The following is a 23,074-nucleotide window of genomic DNA, read 5'->3' on the forward strand; positions in this document are numbered from 1 at the left end:
GCTCAGGCCCCTTCCTGCTGAGGCGAAGCCTGCGGTGAAGACGTTTGCTGTGGTGAAGCTGAGTGCTGTGGAGATTTTCGCTGCGGCGGCCAGAAGTCCCCGGAAACACGGGCCGGCGGAACCCCGGCAGGGGCTGCCAGTTCTGCCCTGATTTCCTCCGCGAGCCGGTAGGTCATGTCCTTCCGCCAGGCGGGCAGCCCGTGGATGTCGTCGTGGTAGAGCTCCGCCGGGATGGCGGCGTCGAGCGCTTCGACGAGGGTAGCTGCGGAGACCGTAGCGTCGGACTGCGCGGCGAAGCGCAGCTGCACGGGGCGCTTCGTGGCGGCGGTGACGGTGAGGACCAGGGTGCCGTCGGCGTCGAGCCTTCCGATCAGCAGCACCCCGGACCGTCCCAGGTTGCTCAGCGACAGGCGCCGGAACGCCACGCGGGACGCAAGCGCCGACGCCGGGAGGTGGATGCTGCGCAGGAGTTCGCCGGGTGCCAGGCAGTTCTTGCCGTCCCCCGTGACGAAGCTGGCCACCGGCACCGTGCGGCTGGTCCCGCCGGGGCCCAGCACAGTAGCTTGCCCGTCGAGGGCGGCGCACAGCGAGATCATGGGCCCGGCCGGCAGCGAGGTGCAGAGGTTGCCTCCCACGGTGGACATGTTCCACACCTTGAATGAGGCCACGAAGGAGTCGCAGCAGGGCCGGATGAGGTCCAGGGCGGTCCAGGCAGCTGCCCTGTCCTGGCTGGCGGAAGCGGGCCCGGCGGCAGGCGCCACGGCATCGGACTCCGGCAGGGCATAGAGTTCGGCCACTGTGCAGGTCGCTGCAAGCTCGATGCCGTTATCCGTCACCGTGACGGCGGGCCAGCCGGAGTCACCGAGGTCCAACAGGCGCCGAAGCGGCTCCTTGCCGAAGGCGAGGCTCCCGTAGGAGAAGAGGACTGTTCCGCCGGCGAGCCAGGCATCGCCGTCGCGCCATTCTGCCGGGTCCTGGGTGCGGACCACGGCCTCGATGGTGTTCATGTCCATGGGGTCTCCTGGTGTTGCGGGGTGCTGAAGTTCTGAGTTGTAACGGTGTGGATGGGGCCGGTGTGAATGGGGCCGGCACCGTCCTTCAGCGACGATGCCTGCACGGATGCACCGGCGGTGCGGCTGCGGCTGGCCACGAGTTCGGCGGTGATGGACACCGCCACTTCGGCCGGGGTGACTGCACCGAGGTCCAGTCCGATGGGCGAATGCAGCCGGGACAGGTCTTCGGCGGTGACGCCCGCGGCAAGCAATGAGTCGACGCGCTGCCGGTGGCTGCGGCGCGATCCCATCGCGCCGACATAGGCCAGGTCCAGGCCCAGCGCGGTTTGCAGCAGCGGAATGTCGAATTTGGGATCGTGGGTCAGGACGCACGCCACGGTCCGGGCGTCGATCCGTCCTGCCGCTGCTTCCCCGGCCAGGTAGCGGTGCGGCCAGGCCGTGACCACCTGCTCCGCACCGGCGAAGCGTGACTGGCTTGCGAAGGCCGGCCGGGCATCGCACAGCGTCACGTAATAGCCCAGCAACTGGGCGGCGGGCAGCAGGGCTGCGCCGAAGTCGTTGGCGCCGAAGATCAGCAGCCGGGCGGGTGGCAGCCGGCTCTCGACAAGCAGGCTGATCGGCTCCGGGCTCGGTTCCGGGCCGGTGGCCGAGTTCGTAGCGTGGTTCTGTGGCACCGTTGCGCCGGAAACGCAGCCCTCCGGCGGGGCAAGCCGCACCAGGCCGGTCCGGCCGTCGCGGAGCAGCGGTTCCAGTTGGGCAGCGGCTGCCCGCAGCAACTGCCGTGCGGGCGGTGCGCCGATGGATGCCAGTCCCATCAGCGCCGCAAGTTCAGCCGAGGAATCCACCCGGAAGCTGGCCGGATCCGGGATCACGACGGCGCCGCCCCCGTTCGCGTCCACCCTCCGGATCAGCGCGAGAGCGCTGGCGGGTCCGGGACCGGCAAGGGTCCGCAGCTTCTCCAGCCGGAGCCCTTGGGGCGCCGAGCCCAGCGGCTCGATGTGGATCTCCAGCTCACCGCCGCAGGTGAGCCCGACGGCAAACGCGTCCTCGGCGCTGTAGCCGAAAAACTCACGGCGTGTGCCGCCGTCGTGCATCGCCTGCAAAGCCGCCTCCACCACGGCGCCTTCAACGCAGCCGCCGGACAGGCTCCCCAGCACTTCGCCGGCTTCGGACACGAGCATGGACGTGCCCAGCGGCCTCGGCACGGATCCGCCCGCGCCCACCACGGTGGCCACTGCGCAGCGCTGGCCGGTGACGGCGGGCTGCCACTCCCTGAGTGAGGGCATCAGATCCAACATTGCTGCACTCCCTTTTCCTGTGCGGCGATGGTGTCCATATTCTCGTTCCTATCCTGCGCCGGGGGAAGCACCGGCAGTTGTGGCGCCTGCGTCAGTTTCATTGCAGTTTTTACTGCGATTGAGTTGGCCGCCAGTTGGCGGACCGCATTTTGGTGGACCGGGGCCGGCCCCATCTGCCTGCCCCGGTCCGGTCTAAGGGTGTTCCTACGTCCGGGTTCCTACGCGCCCAGCAGGGCGTTAATGGGACCGCGGGCGAAGTACACCAGGAAGCCGGCCGTGACCACCCACATGAGTGGGTGCACTTTCCGGATCTTGCCCGAGCAGGCGCTGATGACCGCCCAGGAGATGAAGCCGACGCCGATGCCGTTGGCGATGGAGTAGCTCAGCGGCATGGTGACGATGGTCAGGAACGCCGGCAGCGCCACGGAGAATTTGCTGAACTTGATCTCGCGGATCTGGGCCATCATCATCGCGCCCACCACCACCAGGGCGGCGGCGGCAACTTCCAGCGGCACCACCGAAGTGAGCGGTGTCAGGAACATCGAGCCCAGGAACAGCACACCCGTGACCACGGAGGCCAGCCCGGTACGGGCCCCTTCCCCGATGCCCGCGGCGGAATCGATGTACACGGTGTTGGACGACCCCGAGGTCGCACCTCCGGCCACGGCTCCCAGGCCTTCAACGATAAAGGCCGACTTCAGCCGGGGGAACGTGCCGTCCTTGTGCGCCACGCCGGCGCTCTTGGCCAGGCCGGTCATGGTGCCCATGGCGTCGAAGAAATTGGTGAACACCAGCGTGAACACCAGCATGGTTGCGGCGAGCCCGCCGATCCGGCCGAAGGCGCCGAACAGGTCGAACTGGCCCACCAGGGACAGGTCCGGGGCGGACACCAGGTGGCCGGAGAGGACAGGGGTGTTCAGGTGCCAGCCGCCGGGGTTGCTCGCGCTGCCGGGGCCGATCTTCATAACGGCCTCAACCACGGCGGCCAGTGCGGTGGTGGCCACGATGCCGATCAGCAGGCCGCCCTGCACCTTCCGGGCCACGAGGACTCCCATGACCAGCAGGCCCACAATGAACACCAGGGTGGGAACCGAGGTGATGGATCCGTTGTCGCCCAGCTGGACCGGAGGACCGGCCGTGGTGGCCCGGACAAAGCCGGAATCCACGAACCCGATGAAGGCGATGAACAGGCCGATGCCCACCGTGATAGCGGCCTTGAGCTCCTTGGGAACCGCCCGGAAGATGGCGGTCCGGGCGCCGGTGACACCGAAGAGGACGATCAGGATGCCGTTGATGACCACCAGGCCCATGGCCTCGGCCCAGGTGACCTCCTGGATCACGGCCACGGCAAGGAAGGAGTTGATGCCCAGGCCGGCCGCGAGCCCGAAGGGCAGGTTGGCGATCAGCCCGAACAGGATGGTCATGACGCCGGCGGTGAGGCCGGTGACCGCGCCCACCTGCGCTGCGGACAGCCAGCCGCCGGCAACATCGGTGGGGGCATTGTCCGCGCTGAAGCCACCAAGGATCAGCGGGTTCAGGATGACGATGTAGGCCATGGTAAAGAACGTGACCAGGCCGCCGCGCACCTCGCGGACCACAGTGGAACCGCGCTTGGTGATATCGAAGAAGCGGTCCAGGAAAGCGTTCGTCGGCTGCGGGCGCTTGGGTGCGGCAGGCCGCTGCCCGTTGCCTTGCGGATGCCCGCCCGTGGTGGTGTCCAGGATTGTCATCTCAGCCACCGGCCCTAGTAGTCAATCCTGGAGTCGAGCGTATTCCAGGTGTTGAAGGGTTCGAGGATCGGCGGTGCCTGCGGGTCGTCGAGTTCCAGCTTGGCCACCGGCATGAGCGCGTCGCGCCCGCCGTTTTCGAAGTACTCGTAGAACACGGCGTCGTCGAAGCCCACGGAGGCGGCGTCGTGCCGGTCCGCCGCAAACACCACCCGCTCCACCCTGGCCCACAGCGCCGACGCGAGGCACATGGGGCACGGCTCGCAGCTGGTGTAGAGGGTTGCGCCGGTGAGGTCGAACGTGCCCAGCTCGCTGCAGGCGCGGCGGATGGCCGTGACTTCGGCGTGGGCTGTGGGGTCATTCGTGGCGGTGACGCGGTTGACGCCGCCGAACGTTTTTCCGTCTGCCGTGACGATGACGGCGCCGAACGGGCCGCCGCTGTTCAGGACGTTGGCCGTGGCCAACCTGATTGATTTGGCCAGGTAATCCTGGGCCGTGACGGTGGTACTCATGATGCGACTCCCTTTGCTGGGAAGCCGGTACGCCGAGGTGGGACGAAATGGCCAGATGCGACGGTTACCAGGCTTCAGCATGTGCTTTTGAAGGTTAAGTTGCGCCTGGTAGATAGCTTCCCCGGAGTCCGGGGGCCCGCCTTTGGCAAAATCGAGATTAGCACCGGAACGTGAGCTGCGCCATAGGTTTTGGAAAGTTAATTTCGTGATGTGAAATTTAGTCGGCCGGGCGGGGCCCCGGAAGGGGGGCCGCAGGCTGTCACAATCCAGTGCGTTGACGCGGCGCTTCCCGCCGTCCTACGCTGATGCCCAACCGGCGCTCGCCTTCGACTGCGCCGGGAGCCTGGATCAGCAGACAGGCCCTCACTGAGCTGGCATTTCATCCGCACGCTCAGACAGGACTCCCCCCTATGGCTACCCGACCCTCCGCGCACCGGCTCTGGATCCGGAACCCGCTCGCGGCCTTCACCGCCAACACCCTGGACGCCTCCGGCGGCATCGTGGTGAGCGGCGGTGTCATCACGGAAGTGCTCGCCGCCGGCCAGTTGCCGTCAGGTCCCTGCCGGGAAACGTTCGACGCCGGCAGCCACGTCCTGTTTCCCGGCCTGATCAACACCCACCACCACTTTTACCAAACGCTGACGCGCGCCTGGGGTCCGGTGGCCAACGCCCCGCTGTTCCCGTGGCTGCAGAACCTGTACCCGGTCTGGGCGCGGCTCACGCCGCGGGACCTGGAACTGGCCGCTACGGTTGCCCTTGCGGAGCTGCTGCTCTCCGGCTGCACCACTGCCGCTGACCACCACTACCTCTTCCCGGCCGGCATGGAGGACGCCATCGACATCGAGGTCCGCGCGGTGCGGGAGCTGGGCATGCGGGCCACGCTCACGCGCGGTTCCATGACGCTCGGGGAGGACGACGGCGGGCTGCCGCCGCAGTCCACCGTCCAGGCGCCGGAGGTGATCCTGGCGGACAGCGAACGGCTCATCCGCGAGTACCACGAGCGCGGCGACGGTGCCGTGATCCAGATTGCCCTGGCCCCGTGTTCGCCGTTTTCCGTGACCAAGGAGATCATGGCCGAAAGCGCCTCACTCGCAGAGCGGCACGACGTCCGGCTGCACACGCACCTGGCCGAAACCCTGGACGAGGAGGACTTCTGCCGGGAGATGTTCGGGCTGCGCACGGTGGAATACCTGGAGAGCGTGGGCTGGCTGACGGACCGGACCTGGCTGGGCCACGGCATCCATTTCAGCGACTCGGAAATCGCCGCGCTGGGAGCCGCGGGCACCGCCGTCGCGCATTGCCCCACGTCCAACATGCGGCTGGCTTCAGGCACGGCACGCGTGCTGGAACTTGAAGACGCAGGAGTCCCGGTGGGGCTGGGAGTGGACGGTTCGGCGTCGAACGATGCCTCCAACATGATCCTGGAGGCGCGGCAGGCGCTGTACCTGCAGCGGCTGCGCTACGGTGCGCAGGTCCCGGTGGAGCGCGCGCTGGGTTGGGCGACGCGGGGGTCGGCGGCCGTGCTGGGCCGCGGTGACCTGGGGCAACTGGCGCCGGGAATGCAGGCGGACCTGGCCCTGTTCAAACTCGACGAGCTGCGGTTCTCCGGCAGCCACGATCCGGTGGCCGCGCTCCTGCTGTGCGCAGCAGACCGGGCCGACCGGGTGATGGTAGGCGGTCAATGGCGGGTGGTCGACGGGCAGATTCCGGGGCTGGATATTGCCGGGCTAATCGCGGAGCACTCGGCCGCGGCCCGGAAGCTGGTGAACGGGTAGCCGGGGCCTATGCCCCGGCATCCGATCGTTGCTAGCGTTGCGGCATGAGCCCGTCGAAGACTCCGGCCGAGATCCTCACCATTGACGGCGCCGAGGTTCGCATCTCGAGCCCGGACAAGGTGGTGTTCCCCGAGCCCGGGCTGACCAAGCTCGACCTGGTGCGCTACTACCTCGCAGTCGCGGATGGTGCGCTGCGAGGCGCCGGGGGCCGGCCGATGGTGCTCAAGCGCTTCCCGAAGGGCATCGACGCCGAACCGTTCTTCCAGAAACGCGTGCCCGAAAACCACCCCGACTTCATCGACACGGCAACACTGCACTACGCCTCCGGGACATCGGCCGAAGAGGCCGTTATCCGGAATGCCGCGGGCCTGGCGTGGGTGGTGAATCTTGGCTGCCTGGACCTCAATCCGCATCCCGTACGCGCCGAGGACCTCGAGCATCCCGACGAACTCCGGGTGGACCTCGATCCGATGCCGGGGGTCGACTGGTCTCAAATGGTGGACGTCGCCTATGTGGCGCGTGAGGTGCTCGACGACGCGGGGCTGGTCGGGTGGCCGAAGACGAGCGGCTCGCGCGGACTACACATCCTGGTGCGCATTGCGCCGCGGTGGTCGTACCGCGACGTGCGGCTCGCCGCCGAGACGCTCGCCCGCGAGGTGGAGAACCGCGCTCCCGGCCTGGCCACCGCGAGGGGGTGGAAGGAGGAACGCGGCGAGAGTGTGTTCGTCGACTTCAACCAGAACGCCAAGGACCGCACCGTGGCATCCGCCTACTCGGTCCGGCCACTGCCCGACGCCCGGGTTTCGACGCCGCTCACCTGGGACGAGGTCCGCAGCACCCGGCCGGAACAGTTCACGGTGCCCACGGTGCTGGAGCGCTTTGCGAACCTCGGCGACCCTCACGCCGGGATCGACGACGCGGCGGGCACGCTCGACGGGCTCCTCGCCCTGGCAGCCGAATTCGGGCCCGCCGAGAAACCGCCTCGCAGCGGTGATGGATCAGGCCGCCGGCAGTCGACGATGCCGCTGATCGAGGTGGCCCGGACCAGGACCAAGCCCGAGGCGCTCGCGGCACTCGACGAGTGGAAATCCCTGCACGCGGACGTCGTCCCGGCCCTGCACCCCGCCGACATCCTGGTCGATGGAATGCGCGGATCAAGCTCGCTCTGGTACCGGGTGCGGGTGAACCTGCAGCACGTTCCGGATGCGGAGCGTCCGCCGCAGGAGGAGCTCATCGCCGACTACGATCCCTGGGCGGGCAGGGAGTGGCCGGGGCGCCCGGAGTCCTGAGGCCCGCGACACGCACAGTGCCAGGCGAAACGCAAAGTGCTAGCCGAGGATGCGTGCAGCCAGCCCCGTTACCGACGTTGGCCGCCGAAACCCGGCAGGCCGTGGACCCAGCGCGAGAACCGGCCCGGGACGTGTTCCCGGTCTGCGGGCAGGTAGAAGTCCGGATCCGTTCCGCCTCCAAGGGGGAGGTAGAACTCCTGGACTGAGGGTGCCGCCGTCTGTGCCGGTGCAACCGGCGTTGTGTCCTGCTGGTACATCTGATCCTCCTCCGAGGTGGTTGATGGCTCGTTCAAAGATTCCGCAAAATGGAAAATAACTTTTGCTATGTGAAATAGCCTAGGGTGAGCCCCTGGTGTTCGTCAATGGTTCCGGGCGCCTTCCGGTCACAATCGGATTTTTCAAGGAGTGATGTACACCACGGCAAAGCTCGGCTACGCTTTAAGTCAACTCGTGGCGTAGGTCACGTAACCTGGGAGCAGCAGGCAGGGTCGTAATGAGCTGGCGTCATTGGATGCCGGCTCTTTTTTGTTGGGTCGGCTCCATCAGAAACGCGTGCGAAACACGCGCTTAATTTCAATGATGGAACCTAGGTTCCACATCACGGAAGTTGGGAACAGACCATGAGCAGCAAAATCATCCTCGGCCAGAACCAGTACGGCAAGGCCGAAGTCCGGGTTGTAAAAATCACTCGCGACACCGACCGCCACGAGATCGAAGACCTGAACGTCACCTCGCAGCTTCGCGGGGACTTCGCCGCCGCCCACCTCGAAGGCGACAACAGCCACGTCGTTGCCACGGACACGCAGAAGAACACCATCTACGCGTTTGCCCGTGAGGGCGTCGGCTCACCGGAGGCATTCCTCCTGCGGCTGGGCGAGCACTTCACGTCCAGCTTCGGCTGGGTCACCGGCGGCCGCTGGGAAGCCGAGTCCTACAGCTGGGACCGGATCCAGGCCCACGGCGCGGAGCACGACCACTCCTTCGTGCGAAAGGGCCAGGAAGTCCGCACTGCGGTTTTGGTCCGCGACGGCGGGGCAGCACACCTCATCTCGGGCCTGAAGGACCTCACCGTCCTCAAGTCCACCCAGTCCGGCTTCGTCGGCTACCCGCGGGACAAGTACACCACCCTGCCGGAAACCACCGACCGCATCCTTGCGACGGATGTTTCCGCCCGCTGGCGCTTCAACGCCAACACCGACTTCAGCTCGCTCGATTTCAACAAGAGCTACGAAGACGTCAAGAGCCTGCTGCTGGAGGGCTTCACCGAGAAGTACTCGCACGCCCTGCAGCAGACCCTGTTCGACATGGGCGCCAAAGTTCTGGAGGCACACGGCGAGATCGACGAAATCAAGTTCTCGATGCCCAACAAGCACCACTTCCTGGTGGACCTCTCGCCATTCGGCCTCGATAACCCCAACGAGGTCTTCTTTGCCGCCGACCGCCCGTACGGCCTGATCGAGGCCACCGTCCAGCGCGAGGACGCCGCCCCGGCGGACATCGCCTGGTCCGGCATCGCCGGCTTCTGCTAAGCCGCACGTAGCAGGCCGCGCCTGGGGTTGAGCCCGTCGAAATCCCTTGGGTATCGACGGGCTCAACCAGCGGCCACCGACCAGCGGCCACGCGTCGATTGAACCCGTCGAAATCCCCACCAATGATTCACAACTGTTAGCCAGACACCGTTAGCCAGACAAAGACGTCTGCCATGAACCAAGAAAGTCTGCCATGAACACCAAGAAGAAATCCGGCGCTGCAAAGGCCGCCACCGGCCGCAAGCAGTCCGACCGCCCCGAAGACCAGCGGCTGCCCCTCGGAAGCACATTCGCCTACGGCTTCCAGCACGTGCTCACCATGTACGGCGGCATCATCGCCCCGCCGCTGATCATCGGCGCAGCCGCCGGCATGTCATCGCAGGACATCGGCCTGCTGATCGCGGCCTGCCTTTTCGTCGGCGGCCTTGCCACGATTCTCCAGACGGTAGGCATCCGGTTCTTTGGATCCCAGTTGCCCCTGGTCCAGGGCGTGTCCTTCGCCGGTGTTTCCACCATGGTGGCGATCGTCCACGGCGGCGGCGGGATCCAGGCGGTCTTTGGCTCGGTCATCGCGGCCTCGCTGATCGGCCTGCTCATCACCCCGTTGTTTTCCAAGATCATCCGCTTCTTCCCGCCGGTGGTGACGGGCACGGTCATCACCACCATCGGCCTGACGCTGATGCCGGTCGCGGCCAACTGGGCCATGGGCGGCAACAGCAAGGCGCCGAACTACGGCAGCATGGCCAACATCGGCCTGGCCGCAGCCACCATGGCGATCGTGCTGCTGCTCAGCAAAGTGGGCAACGCCGCCATCTCCCGGCTTTCCATCCTGCTGGCCATGGTGCTCGGCACGGTGATTGCGTTCGTCTTCGGCATGGCGGATTTCTCCAAGGTGGGCCAGGGCGAAATCGTCGCGTTCCCCACCCCGTTCGCGTTCGGCCCGCCCACCTTCGAAATCGCCGCGATCATCTCCATGCTGATCGTCATCCTGGTGACGCTCACCGAGACCTCCGCGGACATCATCGCAGTCGGCGAGATCGTGGGCACCAAGGTTGACTCCAAGCGCATCGGCGACGGCCTGCGGGCGGACATGCTCTCCAGCGCCATCTCGCCGCTGTTCAACTCGTTCACCCAGAGCGCCTTTGCCCAGAACGTGGGACTGGTCGCCATCACGGGCGTCAAGAGCCGCTTCGTGGTCAGCGCCGGCGGCCTGATCCTGGTGATCCTGGGCCTCCTGCCGGTTCTTGGCCGGGTGGTCGCGGCGGTGCCGACGCCCGTCCTGGGCGGTGCCGGCGTCGTACTCTTTGGAACTGTTGCCGCCAGCGGCATCCGGACACTGGCCAAGGTGGAGTACCGGAACAACATGAACCTGATCATCGTGGCAGCATCCATCGGCTTCGGCATGATCCCGATCGCCGCGCCGGCGTTCTACGACAAGTTCCCCTCCTGGTTCGGCACCATCTTCCACTCGGGCATCAGCTCGGCCGCGGTCATGGCCATCCTGCTGAACCTGCTCTTCAACCACCTCAAGGCCGGCAATTCCGAGAACCAGTCCGTCTTTGTGGCCGGCACCGGCCGCGTGGTCCGCGAAGAAGACCTCAAGTGCCTGGCGGACGGCGACCGTTACGAAGGCGGCAAGCTGATCGACTGCGACGGCAAGGAAGTCCCGGTGGAGTCGGCGTCGAAATCTGACCACTAAGCCCACCGACTGGCACAACAAGCGCGAACGGACAGTTACGGCCCCTTTCCGAAGGGCCGTAACTGTCCGTTCGCGCTTTGCTCGGGCTGTGAGACGGTTGTTTCATGAGGATCGATGAACGAATCGAACGGCAGTATGCAGAGCTGAGCCCCCAGGAGCAGAAGGCGGCGGACACCCTCCTGGACCACCTCGGGGACCTCGCCGTCTACAACGCCGCGGAACTCGCCAGGCTGAGCGGCGTCTCGAAAGCGACCATGAGCCGGCTGTTCCGCCGCCTCGGCTTCGAGGATTTCAACGAAGTCAAGGAACACACCCGGTCCATCCGTTCCAGCGGGATGCCGCTGGGTCCGCAGTCGTCCGACGGCGGCCCGGCCGCCCACTTCGGGCAGGAACAGGAAAACCTGCGCCGCCTCGCCGAATCGCTCGACGAGGACAAACTGTCGGAGGCCAGCGGCAAGCTCGCCGGCGCCGGAACCGTGCTGCTGCTCGGCTTCCGCAACAGCTTTCCCGTAGCGCTGCACTTCCGTCAGCAGCTCCTCCAGTGCCGCCCGGCGGTGGCCGTGGCGCCGCAGCCCGGGCAGAGCATCGGCGAAGAGCTCGCCGGCCTGGGCGCCGGGGACGCGGTGGTCCTGTTTGGCTTCCGACGGCGGCCTGCCGGGTTCCGCAAAGTCCTCCAGGCAGCGTCTGCCACCGGGGCAACCACGGTTCTGATCGGGGACCCGAGCGCACGCCGGCTGGCCGCGGACGCCACGCTGTGGCTCGAGTGCCCGGTGGACGGCGCGCATGCCTTTGACAGCTACGCCGCTGCCATGAGCCTGGTCAGCGTGCTCGCGAACGGCGTCCTCGTAGCCCTCGGACGGCCCGGGCGCGAGCGCGTCCGCGACGTTACGGGCTTGTTCGACACCCTGGGCGAAATCGAAGCGAAGTAGGTCGCCCCGAAGTAAACAGGATTTCTTGCACCAGAAACAGCTCTGAAACATTGGTTCCATCTAATTGAAAGTGTGAAACGGCCGGATCGGCGGCTGTCCCAATCTTTCAGAGGAAACCATGACAGACTCCGCGATGGCCGCACCCCGGGTTGAAGCGCCCGCCCGCACCGGCCAGCTCCCCGACTACGATCCCCAGCTCAGCAATGAGGACCTCGTCCCCCTGAAGAACCAGCGCTGGACCAGTTACAACCTGTTCGCCTTCTGGATGTCCGACGTCCACAGCATCGGCGGCTATGTCACGGCCGGCAGCCTCTTCGCCCTGGGCCTGGCCAGCTGGCAGGTCCTCGTGGCACTGCTGGCGGGCATCGTGATCGTCAACATCTTCTGCAACCTCGTCGCCAAGCCCAGCCAGCTGACCGGTGTCCCGTACCCGGTCATCAACCGGGCCGTCTTCGGCGTCAAGGGCGCCAACATCCCGGCCATCATCCGCGGGCTGATCGCGGTTGCCTGGTACGGCGTCCAGACCTTCCTCGCCTCCGAAGCCCTGGTGATCGTCTTCCTCAAGTTCTTCCCCGGCATGGCACCGCTGTACGACGTCGAACAGAACGGTTTCCTGGGACTCTCCACCCTGGGCTGGATCTGCTACGGCATCCTCTGGGTGGCCCAGGCCGCGCTGTTCTGGAACGGCATGGAAAGCATCCGAAAGTTCATCGACTTCGCCGGTCCCGCCGTCTACGTGGTGATGCTGGTCCTGGCCATTTACCTGGTCTCCAAGGCCGGCATCGGCAACATCAGCCTGAATCTTTCGAGCGGTCCGCCCCTGGATTTCGCAGCCTCCATCCCCGTGATGATCTCCGCCATCGCCCTGGTGGTTTCCTACTTCTCCGGTCCGATGCTCAACTTCGGCGATTTCGCGCGCTACGGCAAGAGCTACAAGGCCGTGAAGAAGGGCAACTTCCTGGGCCTGCCGGTGAACTTCCTGTTCTTCTCGCTCCTGACCGTCATCACGGCTTCGGCCACCATCCCGGTGTTCGGCCGCCTCATCACGGACCCGGTCAAGACGGTCCAGGAAATCGACACCGTATTCGCCGTCCTGCTGGGCGGACTAACCTTCGTCATCGCCACCGTGGGCATCAACATCGTAGCCAACTTCATTTCGCCCGCGTTCGACTTCTCCAACGTCAGCCCGCAGAAAATCAGCTGGCGGGCAGGCGGCATGATTGCCGCCGTCGGCTCCGTTATCCTGACCCCGTGGAACTGGTACTCCAACAACGACGCCATCCACTACACCCTGGGTGTCCTGGGCGCCTTGATCGGCCCGCTGTTCGGCATCCTGATCGCCGGGTACTACGTGGTGAGCCGACAGAAAGTCTGGGTGGACGACATGTACACGCTGAAGACCACCGGCCGGTACTGGTTCCGCAACGGCTACAACCCGAACGCGGTCAAGGCGGTGGCCATCAGCGGCGCCATCTCCATCGCGTCCGTGGTAATCCCCAAGATCCTGCTCGACACCGGCGCCACCTCGGTGAACGCCACCTGGATCGGCAACTACAGCTGGTTCCTCGGATGCGCCCTCGGCTTCGTCGTCTTCCGGGCGCTGGAGCGCAAGTCCCCGATGATCTCGCTCGAACCCGCCGGGGAGGACAGCGGAGCGGTCAGCGACGGCACGCTGGTTTAGCACCCGCCGCCGTCGAAACCCTGGCCCTCCAGTTGTCAAGCGCGAACGGACACTTGCGGCCCCCTGCCATCAGGAAGACGGGCCGCAAGTGCCCGTTCGCGCTCGGAGTAGGGGGCTTAAGTGCCCGTTCGCGCTTGGAGGTACGGCGGGACGTACGACGGCGGGGGTCAGTTTTGGTTGAGCTCGTCCGAGATTGCCTGGGCTGCTTCGCGCAGCAGCGGCACGGCGCGTTCGGCGAAGGACTGGTCCACGCGGGACACCGGCCCGGACACGGAAATGGCCGTGGGCGTCGGCGCGTTCGGGACCGCCATCGCAAAGCAGCGGACGCCGATCTCCTGCTCCTCCTCATCGATGGAGTAGCCGCGTTCACGGATCAGCTTCAGGTCAAGGAGCAGGGAATCGATGTCGCCGATGCTCTTGGGAGTGGGCGTGGGCATGCCGCTGCGCTGGACGATCCCGCGCACGGTCTCGTCGTCGAGCTGGGCCAAGATCGCCTTGCCCACGCCGGTGGCGTGGGTGTGGGCGCGGCGGCCCACTTCGGTGAACATGCGCATGGAGTGCAGGGACGGGACCTGGGCCACGTAAATGACCATGTCCGAGTCCAGCACCGCCATGTTGGAGGTCTCCCCCAGCCGGTCCACGAGGGACTTGAGCTGCGGCCGGGCGAGTGCACCAAGCTGCTTGTTGGCGCCTTCGCCGAGCCGGATGAGCCGCGGGCCGAGGGCATAGCGGCGGTTGGGCAGCTGGCGGATGTAGCCCAGCGTGACCAACGTGCGCAGCAGGCGGTGGATCGTGGGAAGCGGCAGGTCGGTGGAGGACGAGAGCTCGCTGAGCGTGACGTCTCCGCCGGCATCAGTGATCAGTTCCAAAAGTTCGAAGACGCGCTCAACGGACTGCACGCCTCCCGGGGCTTTTTCAGCCATAACCGTGGTCTCCTGCGGTATCGGTTCCGACAACTCTTATCCACATCGTGAAAAAAATTGCTTAGAAGACCCAAGATACAGCACGCGCACGCCTCCGTCGATGCACTTTCAGGGCTTGTGTTTCCACAAAGTAGATAATAATATCCATAATACGAAAATATTTGATTGAGCAGTACGCCCGGAGGCACTCAGCGTCCGGGCCCGACGAGGAGGAACATTCAATGGCGAACCCGAGCCCCGGAAATTCGATCACCCTGCGCGTTGAGGCGCCGTCCAGCTTCACCGCGACCAGCGAACTGGCCGCCGCCGTCGGAGCTGCCGGCGCAGCCATCACCGCCCTGGACGTCACCGAGTCCCACCACGAGACCCTGGTTGTGGACGTCACCTGCAACACCACCGACGACGAACACGCCGCCCGCGTCAAGGACGCCCTGAACGCGCTCGACGGCGTTACGGTCCAGCATGTCTCCGACCGCACGTTCCTGATGCACCTCGGCGGCAAGCTCGAGGTGGTCCCGAAGGTCGCCCTCCGCAACCGCGACGACCTGTCCCGCGCCTACACCCCCGGCGTCGCCCGCGTCTGCCTGGCCATCGCGGAGGACCCCTCAGCGGCACGCAACCTGACCGTTAAGCGCAACACCATCGCCGTCCTGACCGACGGTTCAGCCGTCCTTGGCCTGGGCAACATTGGCCCGGCCGCGGCCCTGCCCGTGATGGAAGGCAAGGCCGCCCTGTTCAAGCAGTTCGCCAACGTTGACGCATGGCCGGTCTGCCTGGACACCCAGGACACCGAGGAAATCATTATGATCGCCAAGGCCATGGCCCCCGTCTACGGCGGCATCAACCTTGAGGACATTGCCGCCCCGCGCTGCTTCGAGATCGAAAACCGGCTCCGCGAGGAACTGGACATCCCGGTCTTCCACGACGACCAGCACGGAACGGCAATCGTCACCCTGGCGGCGCTAGTCAACGCGCTGCGCGTAGTGGGCAAGAAGCTCGCCGACGTCAGGATCGTGGTGTCCGGAGTCGGCGCCGCGGGCTCGGCCATCATCCAGCTCCTCAAGGCTCAGGGCGCGCAGCACATCATCGCCGCCGGCCGCTCAGGCGCCATCCACTCCGGCGCGGAATACAGCGACGAACACCGCAGCTGGATCGCGGCCAACACCAACGAGGAAGGCTTCTCCGGCACCCTGCACGAGGCACTCGTCGGAGCGGACGTCTTCATCGGCGTCAGCGCCCCGCACGTGATCGGCGAGGAGCAGGTGGCCGCCATGGCCAAGGATGCGATCGTATTCGCCATGGCTAACCCCACCCCGGAAATCGACCCGGTGGTAGCGTCGAAGCATGCGGCAGTGGTGGCTACGGGGCGCAGCGACTTCCCCAACCAGATCAACAACGTCCTGGCATTCCCGGGGTTCTTCCGCGGGCTGCTCGATGCCGGCGCCTCGGACATCACGCCGGACATGCTCGTGGCCGCAGCCGAAGCCATCGCCAACCGCGTGGCTGACGACGAACTCAATGCCAGCTACATCATCCCCAGCGTTTTTGACCCGCACGTTGCCGCCGACGTTGCCGCGGCCGTAGCCAACGCAGCGCACGCAGCACGGGCGGCCAATGCAGCAAACGCAGCCACTGCAGCCCTAGAACCCGCCAACGCCTGATTCGCAGCCCAGAAAGGACCCGGACAATGGCTCTCTCAGTCACAGACCCGCAGCCGATTGCACGAGCAGAGGAAATCCTCACCCCGAAGGCCCTGGCCTTCGTCGAGGAGCTCCACAAGCGGTTTGCGGGCACCCGCGCCGAACTCCTCAAAGCCCGCGTGGCCAAGCGCGAGCAGGTGGCCCGGACCGGAAAGCTTGATTTCCTGCCCGAAACCAAGGATGTCCGCGAGGGTGACTGGAAGGTGGCTCCGGCGCCTGCCGCGCTGCAGGACCGCCGCGTGGAAATGACCGGCCCTGCCTCGCCGGCCAAGATGGCCATCAATGCCCTTAACTCCGGTGCCAAGGTGTGGCTGGCTGACCTCGAGGACGCCAGCACACCCACCTGGGCCAACGTCATCGACGCCATCCTGAACCTGCGCGACGCCGCCGCCGGAACCCTGAGCTACACCTCGCCCGAGGGCAAGGAATACCGGCTCCGCACCGATGCCCCGCTCGCCGTCGTGGTGGCCCGCCCCCGCGGCTGGCACATGGATGAGCGCCACCTCCTGCTCGACGGCGAACACACCGTGGGCGCGCTGGTGGACTTCGGCCTGCACTTCTTCCACACCGCCAAGCAGCTCCTCCTCAACGGCCAGGGCCCGTACTACTACCTGCCCAAGATGGAGAGCCACCTCGAGGCGCGCCTCTGGAACGAGGTGTTCGTCTTCGCGCAGGACTTCCTGGGCATCCCGCAGGGCACCATCAAGGCCACCGTGCTGATCGAGACCATCCCTGCAGCGTTCGAGATGGACGAGATCCTGTACGAACTCCGTGACCACGCAGCAGGGCTGAACGCCGGCCGCTGGGACTACCTGTTCAGCATCATCAAGTACTTCCGCGACGCCGGGGCGGAGTTTGTGCTGCCGGACCGCGCCACCGTGGCCATGACGGCACCGTTCATGCGCGCCTACACCGAGCTGCTGGTCAAGACGTGCCACCACCGCGGCGCGTTTGCCATGGGCGGCATGGCGGCCGTCATCCCCAACCGCCGCGAACCCGAGGTCACCGCCCAGGCGTTCGAGAAGGTGCGTGCGGACAAGACGCGCGAGGCCAACGACGGCTTCGACGGCTCATGGGTGGCCCACCCGGACCTGGTCCCGGTGTGCCAGGAAGTGTTCGATTCCGTCCTGGGCGAGCGGCCCAACCAGCTGGACAAGCAGCGCCCGGAGGTCAGCGTCACCGCGGACCAGCTCCTGGACATCGCCTCGGCCGACGGCAAGGTCACGGAGGCCGGGCTTCGCCTGAACCTCTACGTCGCGGTCGCGTACACGGCCGTGTGGATCTCGGGCAACGGCGCGGTGGCCATCCACAACCTGATGGAAGACGCCGCCACGGCCGAGATCTCCCGTTCGCAGGTCTGGCAGCAGATCCGCAACAGCGTGGTCCTGGCCGATACCGGCAACACGGTCACGCGGGAACTGGTCAGCACCATCCTGGCCGAGGAGACCGAAAAGCTCCGCGGCGAAGTGGGCGAGGAGTCCTTCGCCAGGTACTACAAGCCGGCCAGCGAACTGATCGGGGACATCTGCCTGTCCGAGGAGTACACCGATTTCCTCACCACCCCGGCCTACGAACTGGTGGGCTGAGGCATGGCGGTTCCCTCCGGCTCCCTCAGCGCGGACGATCTGGCGCAGATCGACGCACAGCTGGCCCCCACCGACCGGCTGCTGGAGCGCAACTACCCGGGCGACGACGGCACACGCCAGCCCGTGCATACCGTGTATGTACCGGCGGACCGTTTCACGCCGTCGTTCGCTGCTGAGTGGGGCGCCGAGGCGCTGGCGGCGGCGGAAGCCCACGGCGGCCTAGCGCGTCTGGGCCACTTGCTGGGCCAGGACACCGAACTCGCCGAGGCCGTGGCGTCACGCGTCCAGGCCAAGCTGGAAAGCGAACCGATTGAAGACCTGCGCCTGGACTTCGAAGACGGTTTCGGTGACAGGGGCGACGACGCCGAGGACGCTGCCGCTGTTGCGTCGGCTTCCGCCGTGGCCGCCGCAGTCGCGGCCGGCTCAGCGCCCCCGTTCATCGGCATCCGCTTCAAGTGCTTCGAAGCGGCTACCCGTGCCCGCGGCCTCCGGACCCTGGACCTGTTCGTTTCCGGGCTGGCAGCGGCGGGCGAGCTGCCGCAGGGCCTGATCCTCACCCTTCCCAAAGTCACCACCGTGGCGCAGGTGAAGGCCATGGAATTCGCCGTCTCCCGGCTGGAGGAAGCGCACTCACTGCCCGCCGGCCGGCTGCGGTTCGAGGTGCAGGTGGAAACGCCGCAGCTCATCCTCGGCGCGGAAGGAACGTCGCCGGTGGCGCAGTTGCCGCACGCGGTCCCGGGACGGATCAGCGGCCTGCACTACGGCACCTACGACTACTCCGCCTCGTTGCAGATCTCGGCGGAATACCAGTCCATGGAGCACCCGGTGGCGGACTTCGCCAAGGAAGTCATGCAGCTGGCGGTGGCCGGAACGGGCATCCGCCTGTCGGACGGCTCCACCAACATCATCCCCGTGGGCGACAACGTGGAAAACGCGTGGCAGCTGCACGGCCGGCTGGTGCGGCGTTCCCTGGAGCGCGGCTACTACCAGGGCTGGGACCTGCACCCGGCCCAGCTGCCGAGCCGGTTCGCGGCCACCTACGCGTTCTACCGCCAGGGCCTGCCCGCCGCGGCGGCCCGGCTGCGCAACTACGTGGACCGCACCGAGGGCGGGGTCATGGACGAACCCGCCACCGCCCGCGCCCTGGCCGCGTTCGTGCTGCGCGGCGTCCAGTGCGGAGCCGTCGGCGCCGAAGACGTCCAGGCGCTTGCCGGCGTCGGAATCCCCCAGTTGACCGGCCTTGCGCACCCGCGGCTGGCCCACTCCACTTCGAAGTAAGGATCCTATGATGGGAAAGTATTACTACCCCCAGGGCGGCCTGCCGCCGCAGACCCACCTCACCACGGAACGGGCCATCGTCACGGAGGCGTACACGGTCATCCCCAAGGGCGTCATGACCGACATTGTGACCAGCACCCTGCCGGGTTTCTCCAACACCCGCTCCTGGATTCTGGCCCGCCCGATTGCCGGGTTTGCCACCACGTTCTCGCAGCTCATCGTGGAGATCGGCCCCGGCGGCGGCGCTCCCAAAGCCGAGTTTGAGCCCGGCGTCGAAGGCGTTGTCTTCGTCACCAAGGGAAAGGTCAACCTGACCCTCGACGGCGAACTGCACCAGCTTGAGGAAGGCGGCTATGCCTACCTGGCCGCCGGCTCCACCTGGGGCCTGGAGAACGTCTCGGATGACATTGTCTCCTTCCAATGGATCCGCAAGGCCTATGAGCGGCTTGAGGGTTACGAGGCAAAGTCCTTCGTCACCAGTGACGCCGAGGTGGAACCCACCGCCATGCCGGATACCGACGGCGCCTGGAAGACCACCCGCTTCACGGATTCCAGCGACCTGGCCCACGACATGCAGGTGAACATTGTGACGTTCCAGCCGGGCGGGGTCATCCCGTTCCCGGAGACCCACGTCATGGAGCACGGCCTGTACGTCCTCGAGGGCAAGGCCATGTACCTGCTCAACAACGACTGGGTTGAGGTGGAGGCCGGCGACTTCATGTGGCTGCGCGCCTTCTGCCCGCAGGCCTGCTACGCCGGCGGCCCGGGCGAGTTCCGCTACCTGCTGTACAAGGACATGAACCGCCAGATCCGCCTGACCTAGGCCTGGCCTTCCCACCCCAACTGACTGGCAGTTAACGTCGCCAAAACGCGATTTCGCAACGTTAACTGCGAGTCAGTTGGGGGTTAACGGGACTTTATCCGGGTTCCGACGGCGGCATCCGTTAGCTATTGACGCATCGGAATGCCCTGAGGAACATGAGTTCCGTGGCACGGATTCGCGCACTGCCGTTCCGGACCGCGGCCGCGGCAACCGTCGCCGTGCTGGTCGCCGCACTGGGCGGCTGCACTGCGGCCCCGGAACCGCCGGAGCAGCCATCGTCCCTGGCACGGCTGGCGGCAGCGCTGGAAGAGTTTGGCAACGAAATGCTCGACGACGGCGCCCCCGCCGTCCTGATGCAGGCCAAAGTTCGGGGTGCGGAATGGTCCCGGGCCTCCGGCGTCAGGAGCCTGGAGGACGGGGAACCGCTGGAGATTGAGGATCCCGTGCCTATCGGAAGGGTGACCGAGTCCTTCGTGGCCGTGTCCGTGCTCAAACTCGCGGTTGAAGGCAGGCTCAGCCTTGATGACCTTGTCAGCCAGCATTTGCCGGACTTCGAGAGCATCATGCGCCCGCCCGGGCCGGTCAAGATCCGGCGGCTGCTGCAGCATGAGTCCGGGATGCCGGACTACCTCATCCCGCTCCTTCAGCAGGGCAGCCTGGGCGAGGTGCTGGCCACCGGCCGCAGCCACCGGGAACTCCTCGCCCTGGCCGCGACCCAGAAGTGGGAGCCGAGGCTGGCGCAGGGTTATGAGTACTCAGGTTCGAACTACGTCGTGCTGGGCATGATCGTGGAACGGCTTCGAGGGTTGCCGATCAGCGACGTCCTGCGGTCCGACGTGACAGTGCCGCTGGGCCTCACAACCACGCGGATGACCGAACGCGGTCCCGCCCCTCCCTCGCTGGTCCACGGCTACGTCACCGCTTCCGGCGAGCGCCTGGACGTCAGCTACCCCGCAGTCCGCGCCGGCGACCCTGCCGCGGGCCTGGTGTCCACCGTCGGCGACCTGAACACCTTTTACGCCGCGTTGCTCGAGGGCCGCCTGATTCCACGGGCCATGGTCACGGACATGCAGACCCCGCCTTACGCCCGGTACGGGATGGGGATCCAGCGCTGGAACGATACCTGCACCAACAACTTCTACTACGGCCGTGCCGCGGACACGGCCGGCTACGGGACGATTTCGATGTCCAGCGCTGACGGAACCCGGCAGGCATCGGTCTCCCTTGCTTCCCCGCCGCAGCCCTTCAGCTTAAAGGGCAACGGCCTGGCGGACGACCTCGTCGACGTCGTGGAGGAAGCCCTCAACTCAAGCTGTTAGGACTCGCGCTGGTGGGACCGGCGCCCCTAGTACCGGCATGGCGCGCCGCCGAAGCTAAGCACACTGAGTAAATCTCTTGCATGCGGCCGCCGCGGACCATAGCGTTGAAGAATCCGAGCATCGAGGAAAGGCAACGAAATGACGCTGTATCAACCAGAGCCGGTGGAGATTTCAACGCGCATGCGTCCCGGCGAGTGGACGGAATCCAGCCTTGAAGAACTGGTCACGTCGTACCGCGCCAAGCTGATGGAAATGGGGGCAGGGCCCACCGATGTCATCACCGAAGTTGAACGGGACGACGACGGTTCGGTCAGTATCGCAGTCTCCTGGAACAAGGGCGCCATCGCCGACGCCTGACCCCGTCCCGCACCATGAGCAGGACTAGGAGCTTCTGGCGAGCCTGCCAATAGCGCTGTCGCGCAGGTTCGCCAGGAGCTCCCGTGGATTCCCGTATGTTTCCACGGCGCCGGCCTCCAGCAGCTCGGCGGCGGAGGTTCCGCCGCAAGTGAGTCCGATGGTGGGAATGCCAAGCCGGCCGGCGGCGTAGACGTCCCAGACGGCATCGCCCACGTAAACCACGTCCCCCGCCTGCAGGCCCACCGCATCCAGCGCCGCTTGCAGGATGTCCGGAGCGGGCTTCCCCGCCTTGGCATCGTTGGCACTGGTCGCGGCGTGAAGATAGGAATCCGCCCGCAGCGCTGACCGCAGCGCGTCAAGGTCCTGCTTCCGGGCGGAAGACGCCAGAGCAACCGCAAAGCCGCTTTCATAGCACTGGGCCAGAAGGTCCCGGGCCCCGTCCAGCGGACGGAGGGCGGGCCAGAAGGTGGCGAAAACCGCTCCGTGGGAGGACATGATCGCTTGGTCTCCCGACTTGTCGCGATCTGCCGGCAGCAGGTGCTCCAGCAGCTCCGCACCGCCCATCCCCACGGAACGATGGATGGACGCCATCGGGACGTCCAGCCCAGCCCCGCGGAAGGCCTGCCACCACGCGAGGGTGTGCAGGTAGCAGGAATCGACCAGGGTCCCGTCGACATCGAAGAGGACGCCGCGCTTCCGGCCGCCCGGCCCGTTAGGTGACACAGCAGTCAGGTGACATAGCAGTTAGGTGACACACGCGTTGAGGGACATGGCTCGCCGTGTTTCAGTAGTGCGTGCGGGCACGCTTGAGACCCGTGGCTCCGGTTGGCCGCCCGGACCCCAGGACGCCTATGTTCTTCGGTGTCTTGACATGCTGCCGCACGGGTGGCTGCTTCAGCGGCTCGGAGTCCTGGCTTTCGCTGAGGTCCCGGATCAGCCCGGTGCCTGCGATTTCCCTGGCCTTGGCCACACCGGCCGCTGCGGCACGCTTGGTGGGGAAGGTCACTGAGATCGCCATCAGCGTTCCGTTTCCGTCGATGAGCTTAACGCGGTATCCGCCGTCGGGCGCATCAACCAGTTCGAAATATCCAGCCATTGCAGTTCCTCCGCTTCAACCCCAACCTGAGGTATTAGTAAGTATACTTACCTATGCGGGTAAGGGAAGTCCCGGTGGCTTGTTGAAGCCTTGACTTGTTCAGGCACTGGCTGGTTCAGGCACTGACCACCGAAAGCACATTGCCGGCCGGGTCCTTGAACCACGCAATCGCCATGCCGCCCTCCTTCATGATCCCCTTGGCATCAGTGGGCATTGCAGGGTCATCGTAGATTTTGGTTTGGACACCCAGACTGTTCAACTCGTCCACGGCCTGTTCAACGTCCCCCGCGACAAGGTTCAGCACGGTGAATGTCGCCGCTTCGTGGTTATTCTTCGGATAGATCATGACCCGGGAACCCGACGGGAGCTGCACCTGGAGGGTTCCCATCGCGCTTTCGGAAACTTCCAGTCCCAGCGTCTCGCCGTAGAACTGCCGGGCCTTCTCCAGATCATCAACGCTGAAGCTGGAAAAGGCGTCTTTTGGCTTGAACATGGCACTCCTTGCACCTGGAATCCGTTAGATACGGCCCAGAGTGCCAC

General features: G+C 66.1%; 21 protein-coding genes. 12 read left to right on the forward strand and 9 right to left on the reverse strand.

What is annotated here, in order from left to right:
- Positions 1 to 2: 2 nt before the first annotated feature.
- The 4 genes from ACSQ1X_RS17485 to ACSQ1X_RS17500 all read right to left on the reverse strand — a co-directional run bounded on the left by ACSQ1X_RS17485 (position 3) and on the right by ACSQ1X_RS17500 (position 4,550).
- A complete protein-coding gene (locus tag ACSQ1X_RS17485) occupies positions 3 to 1,013 on the reverse strand; it encodes an FAD binding domain-containing protein (RefSeq protein ID WP_436058590.1) in 1,011 nt (336 codons plus the stop codon).
- Positions 1,004 to 2,311, reverse strand: coding sequence for an XdhC family protein (locus ACSQ1X_RS17490; protein ID WP_436058591.1), 1,308 nt, complete (start codon positions 2,309 to 2,311; stop codon positions 1,004 to 1,006). The genes ACSQ1X_RS17485 and ACSQ1X_RS17490 overlap by 10 nt, the downstream gene beginning before the upstream one ends.
- Positions 2,312 to 2,529: 218 nt before the next feature.
- Positions 2,530 to 4,041, reverse strand: a complete 1,512-nt coding sequence (locus ACSQ1X_RS17495) for an NCS2 family permease (protein WP_436059366.1) — start codon at positions 4,039 to 4,041, stop codon at positions 2,530 to 2,532.
- 14 nt (positions 4,042 to 4,055) lie between these two features.
- Positions 4,056 to 4,550, reverse strand: a complete 495-nt coding sequence (locus ACSQ1X_RS17500) for a nucleoside deaminase (protein WP_028271151.1) — start codon at positions 4,548 to 4,550, stop codon at positions 4,056 to 4,058.
- Positions 4,551 to 4,960: 410 nt separating this feature from the next.
- Between ACSQ1X_RS17500 and ACSQ1X_RS17505 the strand changes: the two genes are divergently transcribed.
- Together ACSQ1X_RS17505 and ligD are read left to right on the forward strand one after the other, a co-directional pair.
- Positions 4,961 to 6,325: an 8-oxoguanine deaminase gene (locus ACSQ1X_RS17505; protein WP_436058592.1), complete on the forward strand. Its 1,365-nt coding sequence runs from the start codon at positions 4,961 to 4,963 to the stop codon at positions 6,323 to 6,325.
- A gap of 44 nt (positions 6,326 to 6,369) precedes the next feature.
- Entirely contained in the window at positions 6,370 to 7,614 is a 1,245-nt protein-coding gene (gene ligD, locus ACSQ1X_RS17510; RefSeq protein WP_436058593.1) for a non-homologous end-joining DNA ligase, read from the forward strand.
- 68 nt (positions 7,615 to 7,682) lie between these two features.
- Here ligD and ACSQ1X_RS17515 read toward each other — a convergent pair whose 3' ends face one another.
- A complete protein-coding gene (locus ACSQ1X_RS17515; protein ID WP_436058594.1) occupies positions 7,683 to 7,871 on the reverse strand; it encodes a hypothetical protein in 189 nt (62 codons plus the stop codon).
- A gap of 363 nt (positions 7,872 to 8,234) precedes the next feature.
- Here ACSQ1X_RS17515 and pucL point away from each other — a divergent pair, with 363 nt between their 5' ends.
- From pucL to ACSQ1X_RS17535, 4 genes are all read left to right on the forward strand, one after another.
- A complete protein-coding gene (pucL, locus tag ACSQ1X_RS17520; protein WP_436058595.1) occupies positions 8,235 to 9,143 on the forward strand; it encodes a factor-independent urate hydroxylase in 909 nt (302 codons plus the stop codon).
- A 193-nt stretch (positions 9,144 to 9,336) separates the two neighbouring features.
- Complete coding sequence (locus tag ACSQ1X_RS17525) at positions 9,337 to 10,842, forward strand: nucleobase:cation symporter-2 family protein (protein WP_055807230.1); 1,506 nt, start codon at positions 9,337 to 9,339, stop codon at positions 10,840 to 10,842.
- 104 nt (positions 10,843 to 10,946) lie between these two features.
- Positions 10,947 to 11,771 carry a MurR/RpiR family transcriptional regulator gene (locus ACSQ1X_RS17530; RefSeq protein ID WP_436058596.1) on the forward strand — a complete coding sequence of 275 codons (825 nt, stop codon included), beginning with the start codon at positions 10,947 to 10,949 and terminating at the stop codon, positions 11,769 to 11,771.
- Between the two features lie 118 nt (positions 11,772 to 11,889).
- A complete protein-coding gene (locus ACSQ1X_RS17535) occupies positions 11,890 to 13,452 on the forward strand; it encodes an NCS1 family nucleobase:cation symporter-1 (protein WP_436058597.1) in 1,563 nt (520 codons plus the stop codon).
- A 167-nt stretch (positions 13,453 to 13,619) separates the two neighbouring features.
- Here ACSQ1X_RS17535 and ACSQ1X_RS17540 read toward each other — a convergent pair whose 3' ends face one another.
- A complete protein-coding gene (locus ACSQ1X_RS17540; protein ID WP_011693256.1) occupies positions 13,620 to 14,375 on the reverse strand; it encodes an IclR family transcriptional regulator in 756 nt (251 codons plus the stop codon).
- Positions 14,376 to 14,596: 221 nt separating this feature from the next.
- Here ACSQ1X_RS17540 and ACSQ1X_RS17545 point away from each other — a divergent pair, with 221 nt between their 5' ends.
- From ACSQ1X_RS17545 to ACSQ1X_RS17570, 6 genes are all read left to right on the forward strand, one after another.
- The gene (locus ACSQ1X_RS17545; protein WP_436058598.1) at positions 14,597 to 16,036 is read left to right on the forward strand and encodes an NAD-dependent malic enzyme; all 1,440 of its coding nucleotides are present in this window, start codon (positions 14,597 to 14,599) and stop codon (positions 16,034 to 16,036) included.
- A gap of 26 nt (positions 16,037 to 16,062) precedes the next feature.
- On the forward strand, positions 16,063 to 17,661 hold the full coding sequence (gene aceB / locus ACSQ1X_RS17550) for a malate synthase A (RefSeq protein WP_436058599.1): 1,599 nt from the start codon (positions 16,063 to 16,065) through the stop codon (positions 17,659 to 17,661).
- A 3-nt stretch (positions 17,662 to 17,664) separates the two neighbouring features.
- Positions 17,665 to 18,939, forward strand: a complete 1,275-nt coding sequence (locus ACSQ1X_RS17555; protein ID WP_436058600.1) for a DUF6986 family protein — start codon at positions 17,665 to 17,667, stop codon at positions 18,937 to 18,939.
- Positions 18,940 to 18,949: 10 nt separating this feature from the next.
- Positions 18,950 to 19,762, forward strand: a complete 813-nt coding sequence (locus ACSQ1X_RS17560; protein WP_043431026.1) for a bifunctional allantoicase/(S)-ureidoglycine aminohydrolase — start codon at positions 18,950 to 18,952, stop codon at positions 19,760 to 19,762.
- Positions 19,763 to 19,917: 155 nt separating this feature from the next.
- Entirely contained in the window at positions 19,918 to 21,081 is a 1,164-nt protein-coding gene (locus ACSQ1X_RS17565) for a serine hydrolase domain-containing protein (RefSeq protein WP_436058601.1), read from the forward strand.
- A 138-nt stretch (positions 21,082 to 21,219) separates the two neighbouring features.
- Positions 21,220 to 21,438 (forward strand): hypothetical protein, encoded by a 219-nt coding sequence (locus ACSQ1X_RS17570; RefSeq protein ID WP_055807248.1) that lies wholly within the window; start codon positions 21,220 to 21,222, stop codon positions 21,436 to 21,438.
- Between the two features lie 24 nt (positions 21,439 to 21,462).
- Here ACSQ1X_RS17570 and ACSQ1X_RS17575 read toward each other — a convergent pair whose 3' ends face one another.
- From ACSQ1X_RS17575 to ACSQ1X_RS17585, 3 genes are all read right to left on the reverse strand, one after another.
- The gene (locus ACSQ1X_RS17575) at positions 21,463 to 22,161 is read right to left on the reverse strand and encodes an HAD family hydrolase (RefSeq protein WP_436058602.1); all 699 of its coding nucleotides are present in this window, start codon (positions 22,159 to 22,161) and stop codon (positions 21,463 to 21,465) included.
- 61 nt (positions 22,162 to 22,222) lie between these two features.
- Entirely contained in the window at positions 22,223 to 22,534 is a 312-nt protein-coding gene (locus ACSQ1X_RS17580; protein WP_055807253.1) for a DUF1508 domain-containing protein, read from the reverse strand.
- Positions 22,535 to 22,649: 115 nt separating this feature from the next.
- On the reverse strand, positions 22,650 to 23,027 hold the full coding sequence (locus ACSQ1X_RS17585; protein WP_436058603.1) for a VOC family protein: 378 nt from the start codon (positions 23,025 to 23,027) through the stop codon (positions 22,650 to 22,652).
- Positions 23,028 to 23,074: the final 47 nt, after the last annotated feature.

Origin of the sequence: Arthrobacter sp. LjRoot78, from assembly GCF_964254335.1 — a bacterium.
GTDB lineage: Bacteria > Actinomycetota > Actinomycetes > Actinomycetales > Micrococcaceae > Arthrobacter.